Here is a 20,446-nt window from a genome sequence, read left to right on the forward strand (position 1 = left end):
GGGATGTGGCGGGGGGCAGGGGCGGTCATGTCTGGTCCTTTGAGCGCTTTCGAGCGAAGTGGAAACCGGTTCGCGGAAAGAAAACGCGCCCAACTCGACAACCTGGAGCGTTTTCCCGATTCGATGAAACGGGGAGAGGCTCTAGAGCATTTTCGAGCGAAGTGGACACCGGTTCGCGTGAAGAAAATGCGATAACTCTAGGAAGCGAAATGATCGTGCCACGTCTTCTGGCAATCGGGGAAGGGCAGGCGGGTGGCGCAAAAGATCGCCCGCGCCACCGCCCGTGCCAGCACCACCGAGGCCAGCGCGCCGAGCCGCGCGAGGTCGGGCAGGGGCACCTCCAGCGGGCGCTTTTCGGTGGAGAGCGCGAACACCACGTCGCCGTCCAGCGGCGTGTGCACCGGAAACAGCGCCAGGGCCAGCCCGTTCTGCGCCATGATGGCGAGCCGGCGCACCTCGACGGTGGTGAGGATGGCGTCGGTGGCCACCACGGCGATGGTGGTGGAAAAGCGCGAGATGCCGCCCTTCAGGTGCGGATGGGTCACCTCGTCCGCCAGCGCCTGTGACACGGCTTGGGGCAGGCCGAGGCCGCCGAACTCGCCGTCCCGCTCATAGGGCGCGGCGCGAAACTGCGGGCCGTCGCCGAACAGCGGGCTGCCCGCCGCGTTCACCGCCACCACGGCGCCAACCACATGGCCGGACGCGGCAATCGCGGACGCCGAGCCGAGCCCGCCCTTCACAGTGGCGGTGGTGCAGCCGGTTCCCGCGCCCACCGAGCCGAGGGTGAAGTCGAGGTCGGCCGCCTCCAGCGCGTCGCGGCCGAGCTGGGCGTAGGGCGGGTGGGATTCCCAGCCCTTGTCGCCGCCGTTCAGCAGGTCGAACAGGATGGCGCCGGGCACGATGGGCACCTTCGCCGTGCCCACGGCGAAGCCCCGCCCCCGCGCGGCGAGGCCCGCCATGACCCCGGAGGCGGCATCGAGCCCGAAGGCCGAGCCGCCGGAAAGGGTAATGGCGTCCACCCGCGCCACCGTGGCGGCGGGATCCAGCAGGTCGGTTTCCCGCGTTCCCGGACCGCCGCCGCGCACGTCCACCGCCGCCACCGCCGGCTCGTCGCACAGCACCACCGTGACGCCGGTGCCGATGTGCGGATCGGTGGCATTGCCGACCCGAAGGCCGGGCACGTCGGTGATGAGGTTGCGCACCCTCAGGCCTGCGGCCGGCGCTGGTGGCGGGTGCTCAGATGCCGACCCGGCCGAGCTGGGCGTAGACGTCGTCGGACCAGGTCTTCAGGTCCATGAGGCCGGCATAGGCGGACCAGATCTCGATGCCGAATTTCTCGGACAGGTCGTTCTCGGTGGCGGCCAGCGCCTCCTCCACCGGGGTGAAGGTGCGCTCCAGGTGGGGCCAGAGTTCCGAGGTGCAGCGCGGGATGCTGACAAAGCTCAGGCTGCGCCCGCCGCCCGCCTTCTCGATGCGGGCGAGGTTCTGCCCCTCGAAGGAGCCGCCCACCTCGTTCTTCACCACGATGATGTTGGCCACCGGCAGGGCGCCGCCCACCACCACGTCCTCGATGAGGGTGGAGACGTTCTCGATGGAGTGCGTCTCCGGCTTGGTGATGACGATGAGGTCGATCTCCGGCGAGTTGCGCTGCTGCATGATGTGGGTGACGCGACGGTGGTGGGCCCACTGCACCAGCTGCGGCACCACGTTGGCGCCGAGGTCCAGCACCGCGCCGCCGGTCAGCAGCAGGCCGCCGAAGCGGTCCCAGTAGCGCAGCGGGGCGTTGGCGTCGTTCTCGGACTTGCTGGACCCAAGGGCCGAGCCGATGCCCAGCTCCAGCACCTTGGAGGGGAAGAACTTGCCGATCTTGGAATGGCCGGTGCCGTCGGTGAAGTCGGCGGCCACCAGCTTGTAGGCGAGGTCGCGCTTCCGGAGCGCGGAAAACACCATTTGCGCGAGCGTGGTCTTGCCCTGTCCGCCGGCATAGGCCGCACAGATATAGGTCTTCATGGCACAGGCTCCGATCGCTGGCGCACGATCGGCTCGGGGTCATTTCCCCCGGGCTGATCGCGCTCTCTGTGGGCGAAAAGACAGTTTTGCCGAAGGGATGGCCCCTGCGCGGGGAAGCCCGGCACCGATGGATAGCCGTGCAGCACGCCGGAGGGAAGCCCCGGTGTGCTGCACTGCATCATTTTCAGTCGAGCCGGCCCGCGGCATGGGCGAGCATGGTGTAGACCTTGCCCGTGTCGGAGGTGAGGTAGGTCTTGGCGAGGGCGCTGCCGCGATCGTCGCCGGAGACCTGTTCCATCAGGCGCTCGAACTCGGTCACGTAGCGGTCCACGGTCTCGCGGAACTCCGCATCGGCCCGGTAGCGGCGCTTCAGGGTGTCGAACGCCTGCTGGCCCTGGGCGGTGTAGAGGCGGCGCGAGAACACGTGGTTTTCGCCCTTGTTGTGGCGATCCCACATTTCGCCGGCCGCCTGGTGGTCCACCATGCGGGCGATGTCCGCCGAGAGGCCGTCGAGGGAGACCGTGGTGGCGGCTGGCGCCTGGGGGGCGCGGGCGGCGGGCCGGTCCTCGTCGGTCACGTTGGCGGAGGCGCGGGCGAGCAGCTCGGTGAGCCAGCCCTCCTGCTCCTCGCCCTGCGCTTCGCGGGACACAGCCTCGCGGACCGGAGCGGGACGCGGGGCCGGCCGCTCCACCGGCTCGGCGCGGCGCGGCGCGGCAGGGGGCGCCGAGCGGCGCAGCTCGCTCTGGAGCAGGCCGCTCTCGGAGCGGCCGCGGGAGGTCTCGCGGGACGCCTCGCGGACGGCGGAGGCGCGGGCGGCGTCCTGCGTCGCGGTGCGGGCGGAGGTCTCCACCACGTCGAGGGCCTGGCCCTGGCGGGCCACGATCTCGTTCAGCTCGGCCAGCGCCTTGATCTGCTCGGCCACGGCGCGGCGCATGGTGGCGGCGCTGGCCTCGGTCTCGGCCGGCAGCTCCAGGATGCCGCGCTTCATCTCCTCGCGGGCGAGGGTGATGGCCTTCTGCACGTCCTCGGCCACGCGCTTGAGGTCGCCGGCCACCTCGGTGAAGCGGTTGCCGGTCTCGCCGAACAGGGTCTGCACGTCGGCGAGGGCCGACGCATAGGTCTCGCGCAGGGCGGCGGCGGTGCGCTCGCGTTCCTGGTCGGCGGCGGTGCGCACCAGCGAGAGCTGGTTCTCCACCGCCTGGGTGGAGCCGGAGGTGGCTTCCTGCACCACGCTGGCGATCTGGCGGGCGCGTTCCTGGGCCACCGTGAAGGTCTGGTCCAGCATGCCGTGGAAGGCGCTGACGCGGGCGTCCACGTCGGCGATGCGCTGCACCAGGGACTGGGTCAGCTGGTCCATGTCGCCGCGGCGGGCGGCGAGGGTGGAGTCCACCTGGTCCTGCGCCGTGCCGAGGGTGCGGGCGGCCTCGTCCATGAGCTGGCGGTTTTGCTCCAGCCGCTCCGCAAGCGAGGCCATCTGCGCCAGGGCGCCGGTGGACACCTCGCGCAGGGAGTCGACCTGGCCCTGGAAGCGGTAGGCGGTGGCATCGGCGTTCTGGCTGATGCCATCCACGGTGGCGCCGAAGCCCTCCACCTGGCGGGCGAACGAGCCGGAGAAGGCGTCAAGGTTGTTCACCGCCGTGGACATGGCGCCATGGAAGGTGGCGTTGGCCTCGGCGAGGCGCTCGATGATGGAGCCCACGTCGCTCTTGAGCGAGGTGTTGGTGGCGGTGATTTCCGCCACGGCACGCTGGCTGGTGCGCTCCAGCGCCGACAGGAAGGTGCCGTTCTTGTCGTCGATGAGATGGGCGATCTCGGTGAGGCGGGTGCCGAGGGCATCGGCCACCTTTTCCGAATGCTCGGTGAGGGTGCGGCTGACGTTCTGCGACAGGTTCGACAGCGAACGCTCCACCTCGGACGCCTCGGCGCGCAGGGCGCCGGAGACGGTCTCGATGCGGCCCACGAGGGTGTCGGCGAGGGCGCCGCCGCGCACTTCGAGGGAGGTGGCGACCCCGTCCAGGCGGCCGAGCACCAGCTCCTCGATGCGGTGGACGCGGCCGTCGAGCACCGAGGCGATCTCGGCGGCCCGGGTACCGATGTTGCGGTTCACCACCTCGGCGCGCTCGGTGAGCACGTCGCCCAGCGCCTTGGACCGCGAGGCGAAGAAGTTCTCCAGCGTCTCCACCGACTTGTCGAGGGATTCGGTGGCGGACTTGGTGCCCTCGGAAATGGTGCGGGCGAAGGTGACCGTGCGGGTGGCCAGGGTCTCGGTGAGGCTCTGGGAGCGCTGGTCCAGCGTCTGCTCGATGCGCGAGATGCGCTGGTCCATGATGGTGGCCACATTGTCGGTGGTGGCCGACAGGCGCTCGTCCAGGGTGGAGGTGGCGTGCTTGAGGTTCTCGTTCACCGCGGCGACGCGGTGGGCGATCTGCTCCACCAGCTCGGGGGCGTGCACCTTCATGGTGGTGTCGAAGGCGCGCACGCCCTCCTGCATGGTGCGGGCGATGGCGGAGCCGTCGTGCTGCAGGCGCTCGGCGAGGTCGGCGCCGCCCACGGTGATGGTCTCCTCGATCGCCTTGAGGCGGGCGGTGAGCATCTCCTTGATGGCGTCGCCCTTGACCCCGATGGTGGCGACCAGCATGTCGGCGGTCTCGCGGAAGGCGTCGGTGACCTTGGAGCCGCGCGCGCCGATGGCCTGCGTCACCTCGCCGGCGACGCGGGACAGCCGCTCGGTCATGTCCGAGCCGGCGATGTTGAGCGAGGAGCTGATCTCGTTGCCCTTGTCGACGAAGGCGGCCACCACCTGGGTGCTGGACCGGTCGAGGGACGAGGTGATGCGTTCGCCGGTCTCGGCGAGGCGCTGCTGCAGGTCCTCGCCGCGCACGGCCACGGCGTCATAGATGCGGTTGCCGGTGACCTCGATGCGGTCGGCCAGGTCGGTGCCGCGCACCGAGAGGGTCTGGGCCACGCGCTCGCCGGTCTCCTCGAACTTCTTGATCAGCTCGCCGCCGCGGGTGGAGAAGTCCTGCACCGCGCTTTCGCTGGTGGCGCGCAGGGCGGTGTTCACCTGCGACACGCGCTGGTCGATGTCGTCGGCGAAGCGGTTCGAATTGTCGGCCAGCGTCTCGCCGATGCCGTGCTTCAGGCGGTCGATGTTGGCGGTGATGTCCTCGCCCCACCGGTCGATGAGCTGGGCCACGTCCGACGTGGTGGACAGGAGGTTGGTGGAGAGGTCGTCGGTGCGGGACTTCAGCGTGTGCACCAGCAGGTCGCCGGATTCCGACAGGTCCTGGCGGATGTCGGAGCCGGTGAGCTGGAGGCGGTCGATCAGCTCGCCGCCCTTGGCGGTGAGGCCGTCGATCATGCTGTCGCCCACCCGGGCGAGGGCGGCGGTGATGTGCTCGCCCTTCTGGCCCAGGATCTCGGTGACCTGCTCGCTGGCCTCCATCATGGTGCCGTGGATGCGCGAGGCCACGTCCTTCACCTCGTTGGAGAGCACCGCCTCGGCGCTCACGATGCCCTCGCGCAGGCGCTCGGTCTCGATCTGAATGTTGTGGCGCTCGTTCCGCAGCTCGTCGATGAGGGAGCGGATGCGGGCCTCGTTCTCCTCATAGGCGCGCTCGAGGATGGACACCTCCGCGCGCACCATGGCTTCCAGCTCGCCGGCGCGGGAGATGGCGCGATCGACGCCGTCGCCCATGGCCGCCACCTCGCGGCGCACCGCCTGGCCCACGGTGACCACCGTCTCGGTGGCGATGGATTCCGGCTGGGCGAGGCGCAGGGCCACCTCGGTCATGGAGCGGGCGATGCCCTGAAGCTCCAGAGACCGGCGCAGCACGCTGGCGAGGCCGAAGAAGGCGAGCGGCGGCAGCAGGATGCCGGCGAAGATGCCGAGCAGGGCCGGGGAGGTGAACAGGGAGTCCACGCCGCTGGAGCTGGCCATCAGGCCCCGGTGATAGGCGAAGGCGAAGGCGATGCCGGCGATGATCCACAGCGCCGAGGCGCCGGCCGCCCAGTAATAAGGCGTGGCCGCCGAGCGCTTCTGGAGCTGGCCCAGCAGCTGGCCGATGGTCTGGCGGTCGTCGTTGGCGGCGCGGCGCTCGGCGTCGATGCGCGCGCGCTGCGGGCCGTCGCGCCGGCCTTCGGGCCGCGGCGCATCGGGCCTGAGGGCATCGCCTTCCGGCGGCCGGGGCCTGCGGTTGATGGGCCGGCCGTCGCGGGGCGGCGCCGAGGGCAGGAGGCGCTCGCCTCCGGCAGCGCGGTCCCCGACAGAGCGGTCCTGAGAGTAGGCGGGCTCGGTTCCCCTGTCAGGCCCCTTGGCCGAGGGACCCGCTTCGGCATTGTCGAGCTCCAGCGTCAGAGCTTCCTGGATAGCCGACAGAGCCGCCTCGGTCGGGTCCTGGATCTTCTTTGGTTGCTTCATGTCGCTGTCGCCTCTGCCTTCGACGGCGCGCGCGGGGTGACCCCGCCGGGGCGCCGTGTCCAGTACACACACCCTTTCTATCCGGCGGGGCCGGACGGAAATGGTTTACCGTTCCTTATCCTAGCCATGCTGCGCCGCGGATTGAACCGGCCTTGCCGCAATAATGAAGATATCGTTAACGCCGGTCGCGACCGGGAGCACAACCCTGGCAAAGCTGGTGTGGCCCCGCGCTTGCAGCTATAGGCATCGCGATACGACGCGACGTCCTCATTCCGCCACGGCCGGTTCCGGCGGGCGATCAGCAAGCGGCTCATTCATGGTTGCCATCACCTTCATCGAATATAACGGCACGGCGCATCAGGTCGAGGGCCCCGAGGGCGCGACCGCCATGGAGACGGCGGTGCGCAACGGCGTGCCGGGCATCGTTGCCGAATGTGGCGGCGCCTGCGCCTGCGCCACCTGCCACGTCTATGTGGACGAAGCCTGGGCGGACAAGGTGGGCGAGCCTTCCGAGATGGAAGAGGGCATGCTGGATTTCGCCACCGACGTGCGGCCCAGCTCCCGCCTGTCCTGCCAGATCAAGCTGACGGCGGCGCTGGACGGGCTCGTCCTGAACATCCCCGAGACGCAGGGCTGAGGCAGGACTGATCTGCACCGGATGCGGTCCGGCGATGCCGGGCCGCCGTGGTGTCATTCCACCTTTTCGTTGGGATAGATGCCGAACAGCTGCGACTGCTGCACATAGCCGTCGAAGCCGTCGCCCATGAGCCGGCAGAACTTGCCGTCGCAGGTCTTCACCACGCCGAGCACGCCGGGCTCCAGCCGCGCCACCACCTTGGCATCGGTGTTGGCGGCATCGCGCATGGGCACAGTCTCGCCCTTCAGCCAGGGCGCCACCAGGGCGGTGCGGCGCAGCGACAGCATGGAATGGTAGACCCAGCCTTCCGCTCCGTCAGCATCGCGGATGCGGCGCCAGGTCTCGAACTCGGCGGTGACCTCCACCGGCAGGCCGGCGCGGTTGAACACCCACGACACGTCGTGGTCCTTGTTGGGGCCGTTGCGCACGTTCACCTTGTCGGCCTTGAGCGAGACGAAGCGCGGCACCGGCAGGCCGGAAGAGCCGTCCTCGGCCGCCAGGGCGGGCCGTGCGGTGATGGGCTGGAGCCCCGCGCCCGCTGTGACCGCCAGCGCCAATGCAAGGGCCTTGAGGCTTCGCATCAGATGAGGTCGCATCGTGGGCATGACGGGCTCGTCCTTTCGTATGGCACTCGAAACGGGGGAGTGCGCCGCTCCGCCGGGCGCGTCAAGGGCACGCGGTGCAGGGCGCCTTGTGTTTCCCTGTCTGTCTGATAGACGGGACCAGAAGCGTTAAGAAATGGGGAATGGGGAGTAACGATGGTGCGTCGCAAACCCCTCGTCGTCGTCACGCGCAAGCTGCCGGACTCGGTCGAAACCCGGATGCGCGAGCTGTTCGACGCGCAATTGAATCTCGACGATGTGCCCATGGATCAGGCCGCGCTCGTGGAGGCTGTCAGGACCGCCGACGTGTTGGTTCCGACCCTGACCGACCGCATCGATTCGGCGGTCCTGTCGCAGGCTGGGGAAAACCTGCGGCTGATTGCCTCCTTCTCCAACGGCGTCGATCACATCGACGTGGCGAGCGCGCTCAATCGCGGCATCACCGTCACCAACACGCCGGGCGTCCTCACCGAGGACACCGCGGACATGACCATGGCGCTGATCCTCGCCGTGCCCCGCCGCCTCGCCGAGGGTGCGCAGGCGGTGATCTCCGACAAGGACGAGTGGCTCGGCTGGTCGCCCACATGGATGCTGGGCCGGCGCATCTGGGGCAAGCGCCTCGGCATCATCGGCATGGGCCGCATCGGCCAGGCGGTGGCGCGCCGCGCCAAGGCCTTCGGCCTGCAGATCCACTACCACAACCGCCGCCGCCTCCCCACCGCCGTCGAGGAGATGCTGGACGCCACCTATTGGGACAGCCTCGACCAGATGCTGGCGCGCATGGACATCGTGTCGGTCAATTGCCCGCACACGCCGGCCACCTACCATCTGCTCTCGGCGCGGCGGCTCAAGCTGCTCAAGCCCGAGGCCTATGTGGTCAACACCGCCCGCGGCGAGGTGATCGACGAGAACGCCCTGACCCGCCAGCTGGAGGCGGGCGAACTGGCCGGCGCCGGCCTCGACGTGTTCGAGCACGAGCCGGCGGTGAACCCGAAGCTGATCCGCCTCGCCAAGCAGGGCAAGGTGGTGCTGCTGCCGCACCTCGGCTCGGCGACCCTGGAAGGCCGCGTGGACATGGGCGAGAAGGTCATCGTCAACATCAAGACCTTCATGGACGGCCACCGTCCGCCGGACCGCGTGCTGCCCGCCATGCTGTGAGGCTGGGGGCGGGCACGGCGTCGGTCCGCGCTCGCGCGGATCGGCCGGAGGGGACAATTGGGACGCGTGACCGTGGATCGCCATCTCACGTTCAGGGAGGGTCTTTCTTCCCATGTCTCCTGACGTCGCAATCGCGCTCTCGCGCGCGGCCGACATGCACAGGATGGGGCAGTTCGAACAGGCGCTCGCGATCTATCGCCGCCTTGCAAAAGCGCATTCCGCGTCGTTCGACATCCAGCGCCTGTTGATTTTCGAGCTGCTGCAAGTGGGACGGCCCAAGGAGGCCGTCATAGCGGCGCGCCGCCTTCGGGACGCGCACCCGCGCAATCCCCATGCTGCGATCCTTCTTGGTGCCAGCCACCAGGGCACGGGTAACTGGGAGAAGGCGCTGACCGCCTTCCAGGCTGCCGTGAGCCTTGAGGGCGCGCCCTTGGAAGCCCACTTCCTGGCTGGCAATGCGTTTTGCGCCCTCGGCCGATATGCGGAGGGGGTGGCCTGCTACGACGCCGTCCTGGCGGCGGATCCCCGGTCGATCGAAGCCCTCTCCAACCGCGCCGGCGCCCTTGCGCGCATGGGCCGTCTGCAGGAGGCGTTGCGCGACAGCGAAGCGCTGGTCGCCCTGCAGCCCTGGCAGCCGCTGCATCTCGTCAATCTGGCGGGTACCTTGCTGGAACTTGAGCGTCCCAGGGATGTCGTTGCCGCGGCCGACGCGGCGCTTCGTCTGGCCCCCCGGCTTGCGGACGCCGAATACGTGCGCGGGCAGGCTCTGCTGGGGTTGGGTCGCTGGGCAGAAGCACGTGCCAGCCTGGAGAAGGCTGTCGACCTTGCGCCGCAAAACATCATGTTCCACGCGCGCCTGATTTCCGTGCTGCATCTCATCGAGGACATGCCCGCCGCGCGCAGTGCGTGTGAACGCGCCCTTCGTCTCGATCCGAAATCAGCCATGCTCTTGCAGCTTCGCGCGGAAATTCGCCGGGCGCAGGACGATGCTTCCGGTGCCATGGGCGACATCGAAGCGGCGCTCGCGCTCGATCCGCGGCTTGCATCCGCGCATGTATCGCGTGCCCGGCTGCTGGCGGATGAGGGCCGCCGGGAAGATATGCGCAAGTCCCTCGGGCGTGCCTTGGAGGTCGATCCGGGGCAGCCCTATGTCCAGTATGCGAATGCGGCGGAAAAACTCGCCGAACGACAGTGGCTGGAGGGCTGGGCGGGATACGAACATCGCGAAGCGATACTGCCGCCTCCCTTCAACCCGCTGCCGTTCACGCGCTGGGACGGACGGGAAACGCCGGACATGCTGGTTGCGCTGGGCGAGCAGGGGATCGGGGACGTCGTCTTCTTCGGCCGCCTTCTGCGCACTTTGGCGGATCGCGGGATCAGGACGATCCTGCTCACGCGGCCGGGTCTCGTCCCGTTGCTTCGAGATCTCGACGGCCGGGTGCCGGTCGTCTCCGATCTATCGGGAATAGACCAGTCGATGCCGGGCCTGCGCTGGGCTCCCATCGGCAGCCTGCCCCATCTCGTGTCCCCCGATCCGGCCCGGTGGCCCGCCGCGCCTTATCTCACCCCGCCACAGGACAGGGTTTCCAGATGGCGTCATCTGCGCCAGGACGGTGCGTTCAACATCGGCATCAACTGGCAGGGCAATCCGTCGCGCAATGTGGATGTGGGGCGCTCGATCCCACTGGCGCTTTTCGCTCCGCTGGCGGCGATCCCCGGCGTGAGCCTTGTGTCTCTTCAACACGGCGCCGGCACCGAGCAACTGGACCAGGTCCCTTTCGCCGGAGCAATCGTGCGGCCTGACGCGGGTTTTAACGCGGACGGCATTTTCGTCGATACGGTCGGCCTGATGCAGACTCTCGATCTGGTGGTCACCACCGACACCGCGCTTGCGAACGTGGCGGGCGCCTGCGGCTTTCCGACCTTCGTCGCCCTGCGGGCCGTACCCGATTGGCGCTGGGGATGTGAAGGCGAGGAAACCGTCTTCTTTCCGAGCCTACGGCTCTTCCGGCAGCCGATAGCGGGAGATTGGTCGAGCTTGATTCAGCGTATGACTCATAAAATACGTGAGCTGCTGTAGATTTTCCAATGGCCTGAGAGGCTCCCCTTCATGGGGTCCGCACATGCGCCGACAGGTCGGTGATGCGGTCGCCGGTGCCGGTCAGGGGGTTGTCCGGGTCCCAGCCGTAGCTCAGGGTCTCGAAGCGCATGGCGCGGGCGTCGATCATCAGCAGGCGCCCCACCAGCCCCTCGCCGAAGCCCACCACGGCGCGGATCGCCTCCAGCGCGGCGAGCGAGCCGGCGATCCCGGCCAGCGCCCCCAGCACGCCGGCTTCCGCGCAGGCCGGCACGGTGCCCGCCGGCGGCGGTTCGGGGAACAGGCAGCGATAGGTGGGGTTGGGGGTGCCGTCCGGCGCCGTCTCGTGGGCGCGCAGGGTGGTGACCGTGGCGTCGAAGGCGCCGAGCGCCGCCGTCACCAGCGGCTTTTTCGCCAGCACGCAGGCGTCCGACACCAGATAGCGCGTGGCGAAATTGTCCGAGCCGTCCACCACCACGTCCGCCCCGGCGATGAGATCCAGGGCGTTGCCGGCGTCGAGCCGCACCGCGTGGGTCACCAGTTCCACATGGGGGTTGAGGGCGGCGATGGCATCGCGGGCGCTGTCGGTCTTGGGCCGGTCCACGTCCTGCGTGCGGTGGATCACCTGCCGCTGGAGGTTGGAGAGGGAGACCACGTCGTCCTCGACAAGGATCAGCCGTCCCACGCCAGCCGCAGCGAGATAGAGCAGCACCGGCGCGCCGAGGCCGCCGGCACCCACCACCAGCACGGTGGCCGCCTTCAGCTTCTGCTGGCCGGGCCCGCCCACGTCGTGGAGCACGATGTGGCGGGCATAGCGTTCGATCTCGTCAGGGGAAAAGGCCATGGCGGAATCCTTAAATCCGGTTGCCGCCGGCGTCACCCTTGCGGCGGCCGCTCAGCTTCCCGACAGGCGCGCGATGAGCGGCAGCAGCGTCCCGTTCACCGCCTCGGCCGTCAGCGGCCCCACGAACTTGTGGACGATGGTGCCGTCCCTGGCGACCACGAAGGTCTCCGGCACCCCATAGACGCCCCAGTCGATGGCCGCGCGGCCCCTGGGGTCCACGCCCACCGCCTGATAGGGCAGGCCATATTGGCCGAGGAAGCGGCGGGCGTTCTCCGGCGCGTCCTTGTAGTTGATGCCGACGAGGTTGAAGCGGCCATCCTTGGCAAGCTGCATCAGCACGGGATGCTCGTCCCGGCACGGCCCGCACCAGGAGGCCCACACGTTCACCAGCGTCGGCTTGCCGGCAAGCGCCGCCAGGTCGATCCCCGGCAAGGGCGTGCCGCCGGGACCCTTCAGGCCCTCCAGCGGCGGCAGGGCGATGGTGGGCGCGGCCTTGCCCACGAGGGCGGAGGGGATGCGCGAGGGGTCGCCCCCGGTTTCGAGCCGCGAGAAGAACAGGCCGGCCAGCGCCAAAAACAGCACCAGCGGCAGCGCCACCAGCCACAGCCGGCGGCGGGGCCGCACCGGGCCGGGCATCTGGCCGGGCGTCTCGTCGGGTGTGCTCATGGCGCTTCTCCCGGCGCATCCCCCGTCTCGCGGCGGGACCTCTTGCCGACGCCGCGCGCCTCCAGATCGGCGAGCACCCGGCGCTGGCGGCCGTAATCGGCCAGGAGCCAGGCGGCGAGCAGCCCGAGGCCGAGCGTGGCGACGCCATAGGAGGCGGCAATGAAGGCGAAGTGGGTCATGACAGGTGGTCCATCCGCCGGCTCAGGCCATCGCCTCGGCGGCGGCGCGGGCTTCCAGCGCCTGCACGCGGCGGCGGAGGATTTCCGTGCGCATGCCCAGCATGTGCAGCGCCACGAACAGCAGCGTGAAGCCGATGGCGCACACCAGCAGCGGCCACAGCAGGCTCGATTCGATGGTGGAGCCGCCCATGCGGAACACCGAGGCGGGCTGGTGCAGCGTGTTCCACCAGTCCACCGAGAATTTCACGATGGGCACGTTGATGAAGCCCACCAGGGTGAGCACCGCCGCCGCGCGCCCGGCGCGGTTGGGCTCGTCGATGGCGGCGCGCAGGGCCATCAGGCCCAGATAGAGCAGCAGCAGCACCAGCATGGAAGTGAGCCGCGCGTCCCACACCCAGTAGGTGCCCCACATGGGCCGGCCCCAGAGCGCGCCGGTGACGAGGCACAAAGCGGTGAAGGTGGCGCCCACCGGCGCTGCCGCCTTGTGGGCCACGTCCGCCAGGGGATGGCGCCATACCAGGATGCCGATGGAGGAGGCCGCCATCAGGGAATAGCCGAACAGGCCGAGCCACGCGAACGGCACGTGGATGTACATGATGCGCACCGTCTCGCCCTGCTGGTAGTCGGGCGGGGCGCGGAAGGCGAGGAAGAAGCCGACGGCGAGCGTCACCACCGCCGCTCCCGCGATCCAAGGCAGGATGCGGGCGGACAGGCTCAGGAAGCGGACCGGGTTGGCAAGGTCGAGGATCGCCATGGCGCGGTTCTAAAGCCCCCGCGCGCCGGAGGGAAGCGCTCTCGCCGTTCAGGATTTCGTGTCGCAGGGGTGCCCCTGCCGCCGGGCCTGCCCTCAGGCCAGCCGCACCTGCCGGCGGATCATCCACAAGGTTAAGCCGGCGCCTACCGCGCCATAGCCCAGCAGGACGGCGAGGGACAAGGCAAGATCGCCGAGCCCGTCGCCGCGCCACAGCGCGCCCTGGAACGCCTCGATGCCCCAGGCGGTGGGCGTCACCACGCCGAGCTTCTGCAGCCAGTCCGGCATCAGGAAGCGGGGCACCATGCTGCCGCCCACCGCCGAAAACAGCAGCACCGCGAAGGTGGAGAGGGTCTGCGCCTGATGGCGAGTGCGCGCCATGGCCGCCAGCGGCAAGGCAACGCCCGCCGCCGCCGCCGAGGCCGCCGCCGCCACCAGCGTGACGGTGCCCAGATGCTGGATCACGTGCACGCCATAAACGATCTGCGCCACCGCGAACAGCACGGCGGCCAGGGCAACCCCCTGGAGGATCAGGAAAAGGAGCTTGCCGCCCACCAGCGCCAGCACGCCGCCCCGACTCATGACGATGCGGTCGAACACGCCCGAGCGGCGTTCATCCACCAGGCTCGCCGCCCCCTGCACCGCCGCGAACAGCAGGAACAGCATGGCGATGGCGCCGGCATAATAGCTCACCCCCGGCTCGGCCCGGCGACTGGCGAGGGGCTGGCGCTCCATCAGGTCGGCGCCGCCCTGGGCCACCAGTGCCGGGGCGCGGGCCACGGCATCGTCGAGCCGCGCTTTCTGTTCGGCGGAGAATGGCCCCACCAGCACCTCGATCTGCCCGGCCACCCGCCGCATGGCAAGGCCCGGCAGGTCCTCGGTGAACAGGCGCTGGATGCGGGCGGCGAGCAGCGCTGCCGCCACGTTGCGGCCGGCGTCGGTGATGACTACCAGCGGCGGCTTGTCGGTGGCGGCGGCCACATCGCCGCGCACGATCAGGCCCACGTCGTCCCGCCCGTCCGCCACGCGCCGGGCCACATCCTCTGGCGCCACCGGCGTCAGGTGCACATCCGGCGCGCGGGCGAGGGCATCCAGCAGCACCTGGGCGGCGGGGGCATCGGTGGTCCGCGCCGCCGCCACCTTGATGCTGGAGGCTTCCCCTCCGGTGCCGGCGAACACCGCCGCGAACAGCACGAACAGCACCGGCGGCAGCACGAAGGTCATCAGCAGCGCGCCGCGGTCGCGCATCAAGGTGAGGGCCATGGCCCGGACGATGGCGACCATCATGGGGACGGCTTCCGGGTGACGGCGGCATAGAGCGCATCGAGCCCGGCGGCCTGGAGCGCGAGGGTGCGGGGCACCAGCCCCGCCGCCTTCAGGGCGGCGATGAGATCGCCCGCCGCGGCCGGCGTGTCCGCCACCACCCCGCTGAAGGCGGTTTCGTCCGGCGAGGGGTGAAGGCCATGGGCGGCGAGCACCTGCCGGCCCTTGAGCGTCGGCGGGGTGGCGAAGGTCGCCTCCACCCGCCGCTGGTCGGGAAAGTGCGCGGCGACCAGGGCGCCCAACTCGCCTTCCAGCGCCACCCGCCCGTCCTTCAGGATGGCGACGCGGTCGGCGACCTCCTCGGCGAAGGCGAAATCGTGGGTGACGAGGAGGATGCCGAGCCCTTCCGCCGCCAGGCTGCGCACCAGGGCGGCCAGCTCCGCGCGGGCGGGGGCGTCCACCCCCACGGTGGGTTCGTCGAGCACCAGCAGGCGCGGATCGCCCACCAGGGCGGCCGCCACGTTGGCCCGGCGCTGCCAGCCGCCGGACAGGTGGTCGATGCGCTCGTTGCGGCGGTCGGCAACGCCGGTACGCACCATCACATTGGCGACACGGGTGGGCACACCGGCGCCCGGCACGCCGGCAAGGCTGGCGAACACCTCCAGATTTTCCGAAATGGTCAGGCTGCGATAGAGAGCGATATCCTGCGGGGCGAGGCCGATGCGGGCGCGGGCGGCGCCTTCCGCCGCCGGAACGCCGCAGACCGTCACGGTTCCGGACCGGGGGGCGATGCGGCCGCAGATGGCGCGCACCAGGGTGGTCTTGCCCGCGCCGTTGGGGCCGGTGAGCGCCGTCACCGTGGCTTCGGGCACGACAAGATCGACGCCCGCCAGAACGGCGCGCGCGCCATAGCCCACGTGAAGGCCCGAGATGGCCAACGGCGAGGCCAGTGATGGAGCCGGGATCAGGTCTTCCGTGGGGAGATCATATCGGGGCGCGGCGCTCACGGCGCCAGCGGCCCCATCAGTTCGCCGAAGGCAGCGGTCATGAAATCTCGCAGGGGCTCCTGGCCTTCCGTGTTGGACCCCAGCTCTTTAGAGGCGGCGAGCGCGCCCGCCAAGTGCTCGGACAAAAGCTTGCGCGCGCGGGGCGCGCCGAGCGAGGCGATCACGGTGGCCTTGTGGGCGTCCTTGCCCACGTCCTTGCCGAGACTGGCGGTGGAGGCCGAGGCATCGAGAATGTCGTCAAGGATCTGGTAGGCGCGGCCCACATGGCCGGCCAGCGCCTTCAGGTGGCCGAGCTGGGTCTCGTTCGCCGCCGCCACATGGCCGGCAATCTCCACCGCGGCGGAGAACAGCACGCCGGTCTTGCGGCGGTTCACGTCCTCGGTGGCGGAAAGGCTGCGGCCGGGGCTGGGCCTGAGGTCGTCATACTGGCCGCCGCACAGGCCCAGCGAGCCCACCGCCATGGACAGGATCGCCACCGCTTCGAGGCGCGCGTGCTCGCTCACCCCCGGCGCCGCCGCCGCCACCCCGAAGGCGCGCGACAGCAGGCCGATGGAGGCGAGAACGGCCACGTCCTCGCCGTACTGCACATGGGTGGTGGGCTGGGCGCGCCGCATGGTGGCGTCGTCCATGCACGGCAGGTCGTCCACGATCAGGGAGGAGGCGTGGATCATCTCCAGCGCGCAGCCGAAATCCAGCACCGCGTGCTCGGAGGCATTGAGCTGGATCGCGGCGGCAAGGGTGAGCAGCGGGCGCAGCCTTTTGCCGGGCGAGAGCAGGATGTGCCGCATGGCGGCATGCAGCACTGCCGGGTGGGCGGCGGCCGGCGGCACCAGAAGGCCGAGCCGGCGATCGATCACCGCCCGAAGGAAGGACAGGTCGCGCGAGCGCGGCGGGAAGGTCGCTGTCGGTAGCTCCTCCAGATCCTGCACGCGTCCATCCGGTGCCCGGTTCGACTCCGGCTCCGCTACGGCCAGCACCAGGGTGGAACCACCTTGCGAGGCGCCTTGAGACGTGCTTGGCCGCAGCGCGTCGTGCGAACCTTCCGAGGTCCGCCGGTCCCGTCCGCCCTTCTGCGCCATCCACGCCCTCATCTTATGCTGTGCTGCGGGGGCGCACCCCTGCTGGCAGATACGTTGCCAAATTACGTTGCCTTGAACGACTTTAGATCACCCCTTAAGGAAGGATGCCAGAGCGCGGGGCGCGCCGCGCGACAGATTCTGCCGGCGTGTGGCGTCCTCGCCGCGGCTTCAGGCAAATCGCGTTCGCTTTTTGAAGGCGGGTGCCGGCGAGGGTCGATGGACGAAAGCGGCGCGGGTCGGCGCAAGGACGACCATATCGACATCGTGCTCGCGGGCGGGCGCGTGGCCTCGCGCGTGGATGCGGGCTTCGACCGGGTGCGCTTCATCCATTGCGCCCTGCCCGAACTCGATCTTGACGCCATCGACCTGACCACAGGCTTTCTCGGACGCACGCTGAGGGCGCCGTTCCTGATCTCCGCCATGACCGGCGGGCCGGCGCGGGCGGAAGCCATCAACGCCCACCTCGCCGAAGCCGCGCAGGCGCTGGGCATCGCGCTGGGCGTCGGCTCCCAGCGCATTGCCATCGAGACCGGTTCGGCCGGCGGCCTCGGCGCCGACCTGCGGCGGCGGGCGCCGGACATCGCGCTCTTCGCCAATCTCGGCGCGGCCCAGCTTCTGGCCGCGGACGGCGTGGATGCGGCCCGCCGCGCGGTGGAGATGATCGGGGCGGATGCCCTCGTCATCCACCTGAACCCGTTGCAGGAGGCGATCCAGCCGGGCGGCGACCGGGATTGGCGGGGTGTCCTCGATCGCATTGCCGGGCTCTGCGCCGGCCTGTCCGTCCCGGTGGTGGTGAAGGAGGTGGGCTTCGGCCTTTCCGGCGCGCTGGCCCGGCGGCTGGCGGACTGCGGGGTCGCGGCGCTGGACGTGGCCGGGGCAGGGGGCACCAACTGGGCGCTGGTGGAGGGCGAGCGCGGCTCCGGGCGCAGCCGCGCCGTGGCCGCCGCCTTCGCCGACTGGGGCATTCCCACCGCTGAGGCGGTGGTCGAGGCGCGCGCGGCCTGCCCGAACCTGCCCCTTATTGCCTCCGGCGGCGTGCGGCACGGGGTGGATGCGGCCAAGGCCATCCGGCTGGGGGCCGATCTCGTGGGCCAGGCGGCGGGCACGCTGAAGGCCGCCGTCACCTCCACCGAGGCGGTGGTGGAGCATTTTGCGCAGATGACGGACCAGCTGCGCATCGCCTGCTTTGCCACCGGCGCCGCCGACCTTGCGGCGCTGCGCCGCGTGCCGCTCGCCACGACCGATTGACCGGCCTCAATTGGCCCAGTGATCCATCCAGATCTTCTCGCCGATGGTGCAGGAGACCCGCGGCTCGGTGGCCGCCGCGCGCTGGACGAGGCCGGGGCCGGGGCCGGGGGGCGGCACCACGCCCGCCACCTCCATCACCAGCTTGGTCTTGATGGCGCGGGCGAACTCTTCCGTATGCTGCACCGGGATGACGAAGGCGCCCGGCCCGCCGATGACGCAATCCTCATAATAGGCGTCCAGCTCCGGCACATCGAGGGCGGAGGAGGCGGCGCGCTTCAGCAGCAGGGGCAGGCCGTTCACGGTGATGCCCCGCTGCACCACGGCGTCGCGCGCCAGGGCCACCGGCGGGCCCTGATTGTTCACGCCGTCGCCGGAAACGTCGATGACGCGCCGCAAACCCTTGTAGCCGTTGAGGTCAAACTGGTCGGCGCTGAACAGCAGCGCGCTCGATATGGAGGTGCGGTACACCCGCCGCAGTGGCGCGCCCAGCACCGCGTCGGCGAAGGCCCTGGCGGTCTGGGGGCTGTCGATGACGCGCCAGTCCACCACCACCTTCTGCTCGCCGTCGCCGGCCCATTCCACATATTCCACCGCGATGCGGCCGATGGGGCCAAGGCGCAGGGCATCCAGGAATTCGCGGGAGACGACAGCGGCGGCATAGCCCTCCCGCTGGAGGGCCTGCTCTTCCGTATCCATGGAATAGGAAACATCCACGGCGAGGACGAGTTCGAGGTCCACGTCCTCGCCGGCGCCTCCGGCCCGGGCCGGCGCGGTGCCGGCGAGGACGAGGAGAGCAAGAGCCGTAACGAAGCGCCGACACACCGGCCGGGACAGGGAACGGGACCAGAGGCGGCGCGAAAACATTTTTCTCTCCCCCGATGGGAAAGCGCAGCATCACGTCACACGGATGCTGACACCTTCCATCGGGGCGGGAAAGAGATTAGCCGCCTCTTTTTAGCTCACGATTTCGAGCGAAGCGTTGCGATCGCTGGCTTCTCCACCTGGAGCAGGACTGTCGTCGTTCTGTCACAACGGCTTAGCCTGCCCTGCGCTGCACAAAAATCCAGCAGGGGAAAAACGGGCTCAGGCCTCGAGGGGCTCGGTATCCACGATCTCGATGCCGAAGCCGGCGAGGCCCACATAGGTGCGGGACTTGGAGGCCAGAAGGCGAATCGAGACGATGCCGAGGTCCCGCAGGATCTGGGCGCCGAGGCCCACTTCGCGCCAATGGCGGTCGCGCTCGATCTCGCTGGACGATTTTTCCGTGCCATGGCCCATGGCGATGGCAGGAACGCCGGCGGTACCGTCGCGCAGATAGACCAGCACGCCGCGGCCTTCCGCCTCGATGCGCTCCAGCGCGCGCTGGATGGACTTGCCGCCGCCGAAGGCGTCGGCGATGGGATCGGCGCGGTGCAGCCGCACCAGCACCTTCTCGCCGTCGCCGATGCGGCCCTTGACCAGCGCCAGGTGGTTCACCGGGTCGAACGGCGTCACATAGGAAAAGCCCTGCAGCTCGCCGACGCAGGTGGGCACGGGGAATTCCGCCGCCCGCGTCACCAGCTTCTCGCGGGCCTGGCGGTAGGAGATGAGGTCGGCCACCGAGATGCGGGTGAGGCTGTGCTTTTCGGCAAAGGCGGTCACCTGCGGGCCGCGCTGCACGGTGCCATCGTCGTTCACCAGCTCGGCGATGACGCCCACCGGCGGCACGCCGGAGAGGCGGCACAGGTCCACCGCGGCCTCGGTGTGGCCCGAGCGCATGAGCACGCCGCCTTCCTTGGCGATGAGCGGGAACACGTGGCCGGGCCGCACGAAATCGGCCGCGCCCATGTTGGGATTGGCGAGCGCGCGCACGGTGTTGGTGCGCTCTTCCGCCGAAATGCCGGTGGTGGTGCCGTGCTTCACGTCGATGGAAATGGTGAAGGCGGTGCCCATGGGCGCATCGTTGTTCGACACCATGGGGTCGAGCCGCAGCCGCTTGGCCTCCGACGGGGGCAGGGGCGTGCAGACGATGCCCGAAGTGTTGCGGATGACGAAGGCCATCTTCTCGGGCGTGGCGAGGGAGGCGGCGAGGATCAGGTCGCCTTCATTCTCCCGGTCGTCGTCGTCGGTGACGACCACGATCTCTCCCCGCGCGAACGCTTCGATGGCGGACTGGACGCGGGCCTGGGTGTTATCGGTCACGGGCAAACCTCGGATACTGGGCGCGGGAAGCCCGAGGAAATCGTTGGGCGTGACCTCGTGTCCCGTGGCCTGCGCGATCTTCTCGGCGGTCTCGCGGGAGATCCAGGCGCGGTCGTCGTTGCACAGGGCCGTGACGCTGGCGGGCGACATGCCCACCTGCTTCGCAAAGGCGCTGCGCTTCGTTCCGGTCGCTGAAAGCCATTCCGCGAGCTTCATGGCGACAGCATAGCGCGGGAAAATTCAGTGACAATGAAAATTTGAAAACATTCATGTTCACTGAACTGGCCATGTGGAAAAAGGCTGCCGGGCGGCAGCCTTTCCGTC

General features: G+C 69.7%; 18 protein-coding genes. 5 read left to right on the forward strand and 13 right to left on the reverse strand.

All coding sequences use genetic code 11. From position 1 onward, the window contains the following. Positions 1–195, forward strand: a 195-nt coding sequence (locus K9U41_RS06895) for a hypothetical protein (protein ID WP_282640116.1), incomplete at its 5' end; no start/stop codon positions are given. A 2-nt stretch (positions 196–197) separates the two neighbouring features. Here the strand turns inward: K9U41_RS06895 and K9U41_RS06900 are convergent. The 3 genes from K9U41_RS06900 to K9U41_RS06910 form a co-directional block, all read right to left on the reverse strand. Further along, positions 198–1,202 carry a P1 family peptidase gene (locus tag K9U41_RS06900; RefSeq protein WP_282640117.1) on the reverse strand — a complete coding sequence of 335 codons (1,005 nt, stop codon included), beginning with the start codon at positions 1,200–1,202 and terminating at the stop codon, positions 198–200. A 34-nt stretch (positions 1,203–1,236) separates the two neighbouring features. Then, positions 1,237–2,010 (reverse strand): hypothetical protein, encoded by a 774-nt coding sequence (locus K9U41_RS06905; RefSeq protein ID WP_282640118.1) that lies wholly within the window; start codon positions 2,008–2,010, stop codon positions 1,237–1,239. A gap of 184 nt (positions 2,011–2,194) precedes the next feature. Next, positions 2,195–6,430, reverse strand: a complete 4,236-nt coding sequence (locus K9U41_RS06910; RefSeq protein ID WP_282640119.1) for a hypothetical protein — start codon at positions 6,428–6,430, stop codon at positions 2,195–2,197. Positions 6,431–6,746: 316 nt separating this feature from the next. On the opposite strand from K9U41_RS06910, the gene K9U41_RS06915 reads away from it, so the two are divergent. Beyond that, on the forward strand, positions 6,747–7,067 hold the full coding sequence (locus K9U41_RS06915; protein WP_012116092.1) for a 2Fe-2S iron-sulfur cluster-binding protein: 321 nt from the start codon (positions 6,747–6,749) through the stop codon (positions 7,065–7,067). A gap of 53 nt (positions 7,068–7,120) precedes the next feature. On the opposite strand, the gene K9U41_RS06920 is transcribed toward K9U41_RS06915, so the two are convergent. Beyond that, a complete protein-coding gene (locus K9U41_RS06920; RefSeq protein WP_282640120.1) occupies positions 7,121–7,648 on the reverse strand; it encodes an SH3 domain-containing protein in 528 nt (175 codons plus the stop codon). A gap of 177 nt (positions 7,649–7,825) precedes the next feature. Here K9U41_RS06920 and K9U41_RS06925 point away from each other — a divergent pair, with 177 nt between their 5' ends. Together K9U41_RS06925 and K9U41_RS06930 are read left to right on the forward strand one after the other, a co-directional pair. After that, complete coding sequence (locus K9U41_RS06925) at positions 7,826–8,827, forward strand: 2-hydroxyacid dehydrogenase (RefSeq protein ID WP_282640121.1); 1,002 nt, start codon at positions 7,826–7,828, stop codon at positions 8,825–8,827. A gap of 112 nt (positions 8,828–8,939) precedes the next feature. Then, on the forward strand, positions 8,940–10,907 hold the full coding sequence (locus tag K9U41_RS06930; protein ID WP_282640122.1) for a tetratricopeptide repeat protein: 1,968 nt from the start codon (positions 8,940–8,942) through the stop codon (positions 10,905–10,907). Between the two features lie 28 nt (positions 10,908–10,935). Here K9U41_RS06930 and K9U41_RS06935 read toward each other — a convergent pair whose 3' ends face one another. The 7 genes from K9U41_RS06935 to K9U41_RS06965 form a co-directional block, all read right to left on the reverse strand. Continuing rightward, positions 10,936–11,748 carry a HesA/MoeB/ThiF family protein gene (locus tag K9U41_RS06935; RefSeq protein ID WP_282640123.1) on the reverse strand — a complete coding sequence of 271 codons (813 nt, stop codon included), beginning with the start codon at positions 11,746–11,748 and terminating at the stop codon, positions 10,936–10,938. Between the two features lie 51 nt (positions 11,749–11,799). After that, on the reverse strand, positions 11,800–12,414 hold the full coding sequence (locus K9U41_RS06940; RefSeq protein WP_282640124.1) for a DsbE family thiol:disulfide interchange protein: 615 nt from the start codon (positions 12,412–12,414) through the stop codon (positions 11,800–11,802). Continuing rightward, positions 12,411–12,593 (reverse strand): heme exporter protein CcmD, encoded by a 183-nt coding sequence (gene ccmD / locus K9U41_RS06945; protein ID WP_282640125.1) that lies wholly within the window; start codon positions 12,591–12,593, stop codon positions 12,411–12,413. The genes K9U41_RS06940 and ccmD overlap by 4 nt, the downstream gene beginning before the upstream one ends. Before the next feature lie 22 nt (positions 12,594–12,615). Beyond that, a complete protein-coding gene (locus K9U41_RS06950) occupies positions 12,616–13,347 on the reverse strand; it encodes a heme ABC transporter permease (protein WP_282640126.1) in 732 nt (243 codons plus the stop codon). 93 nt (positions 13,348–13,440) lie between these two features. Continuing rightward, entirely contained in the window at positions 13,441–14,631 is a 1,191-nt protein-coding gene (locus K9U41_RS06955; RefSeq protein ID WP_282640127.1) for an ABC transporter permease, read from the reverse strand. Then, positions 14,628–15,614, reverse strand: a complete 987-nt coding sequence (locus tag K9U41_RS06960; RefSeq protein WP_282640128.1) for an ABC transporter ATP-binding protein — start codon at positions 15,612–15,614, stop codon at positions 14,628–14,630. Before K9U41_RS06960 ends, K9U41_RS06955 begins: the two co-directional genes overlap by 4 nt. Continuing rightward, positions 15,611–16,543, reverse strand: coding sequence for a polyprenyl synthetase family protein (locus K9U41_RS06965; protein ID WP_282640129.1), 933 nt, complete (start codon positions 16,541–16,543; stop codon positions 15,611–15,613). The genes K9U41_RS06960 and K9U41_RS06965 overlap by 4 nt, the downstream gene beginning before the upstream one ends. A 366-nt stretch (positions 16,544–16,909) precedes the next feature. On the opposite strand from K9U41_RS06965, the gene fni reads away from it, so the two are divergent. Continuing rightward, positions 16,910–17,941 (forward strand): type 2 isopentenyl-diphosphate Delta-isomerase, encoded by a 1,032-nt coding sequence (gene fni / locus K9U41_RS06970; protein WP_282640130.1) that lies wholly within the window; start codon positions 16,910–16,912, stop codon positions 17,939–17,941. 6 nt (positions 17,942–17,947) lie between these two features. Here fni and K9U41_RS06975 read toward each other — a convergent pair whose 3' ends face one another. Then, positions 17,948–18,805 carry a DUF1194 domain-containing protein gene (locus K9U41_RS06975; RefSeq protein WP_282640131.1) on the reverse strand — a complete coding sequence of 286 codons (858 nt, stop codon included), beginning with the start codon at positions 18,803–18,805 and terminating at the stop codon, positions 17,948–17,950. A gap of 219 nt (positions 18,806–19,024) precedes the next feature. Next, a complete protein-coding gene (ribB, locus tag K9U41_RS06980) occupies positions 19,025–20,338 on the reverse strand; it encodes a 3,4-dihydroxy-2-butanone-4-phosphate synthase (protein ID WP_282640132.1) in 1,314 nt (437 codons plus the stop codon). Positions 20,339–20,446 lie beyond the last annotated feature (108 nt).

Source organism: Xanthobacter autotrophicus (genome assembly GCF_029991245.1).
Taxonomy (GTDB): domain Bacteria; phylum Pseudomonadota; class Alphaproteobacteria; order Rhizobiales; family Xanthobacteraceae; genus Xanthobacter; species Xanthobacter autotrophicus_C.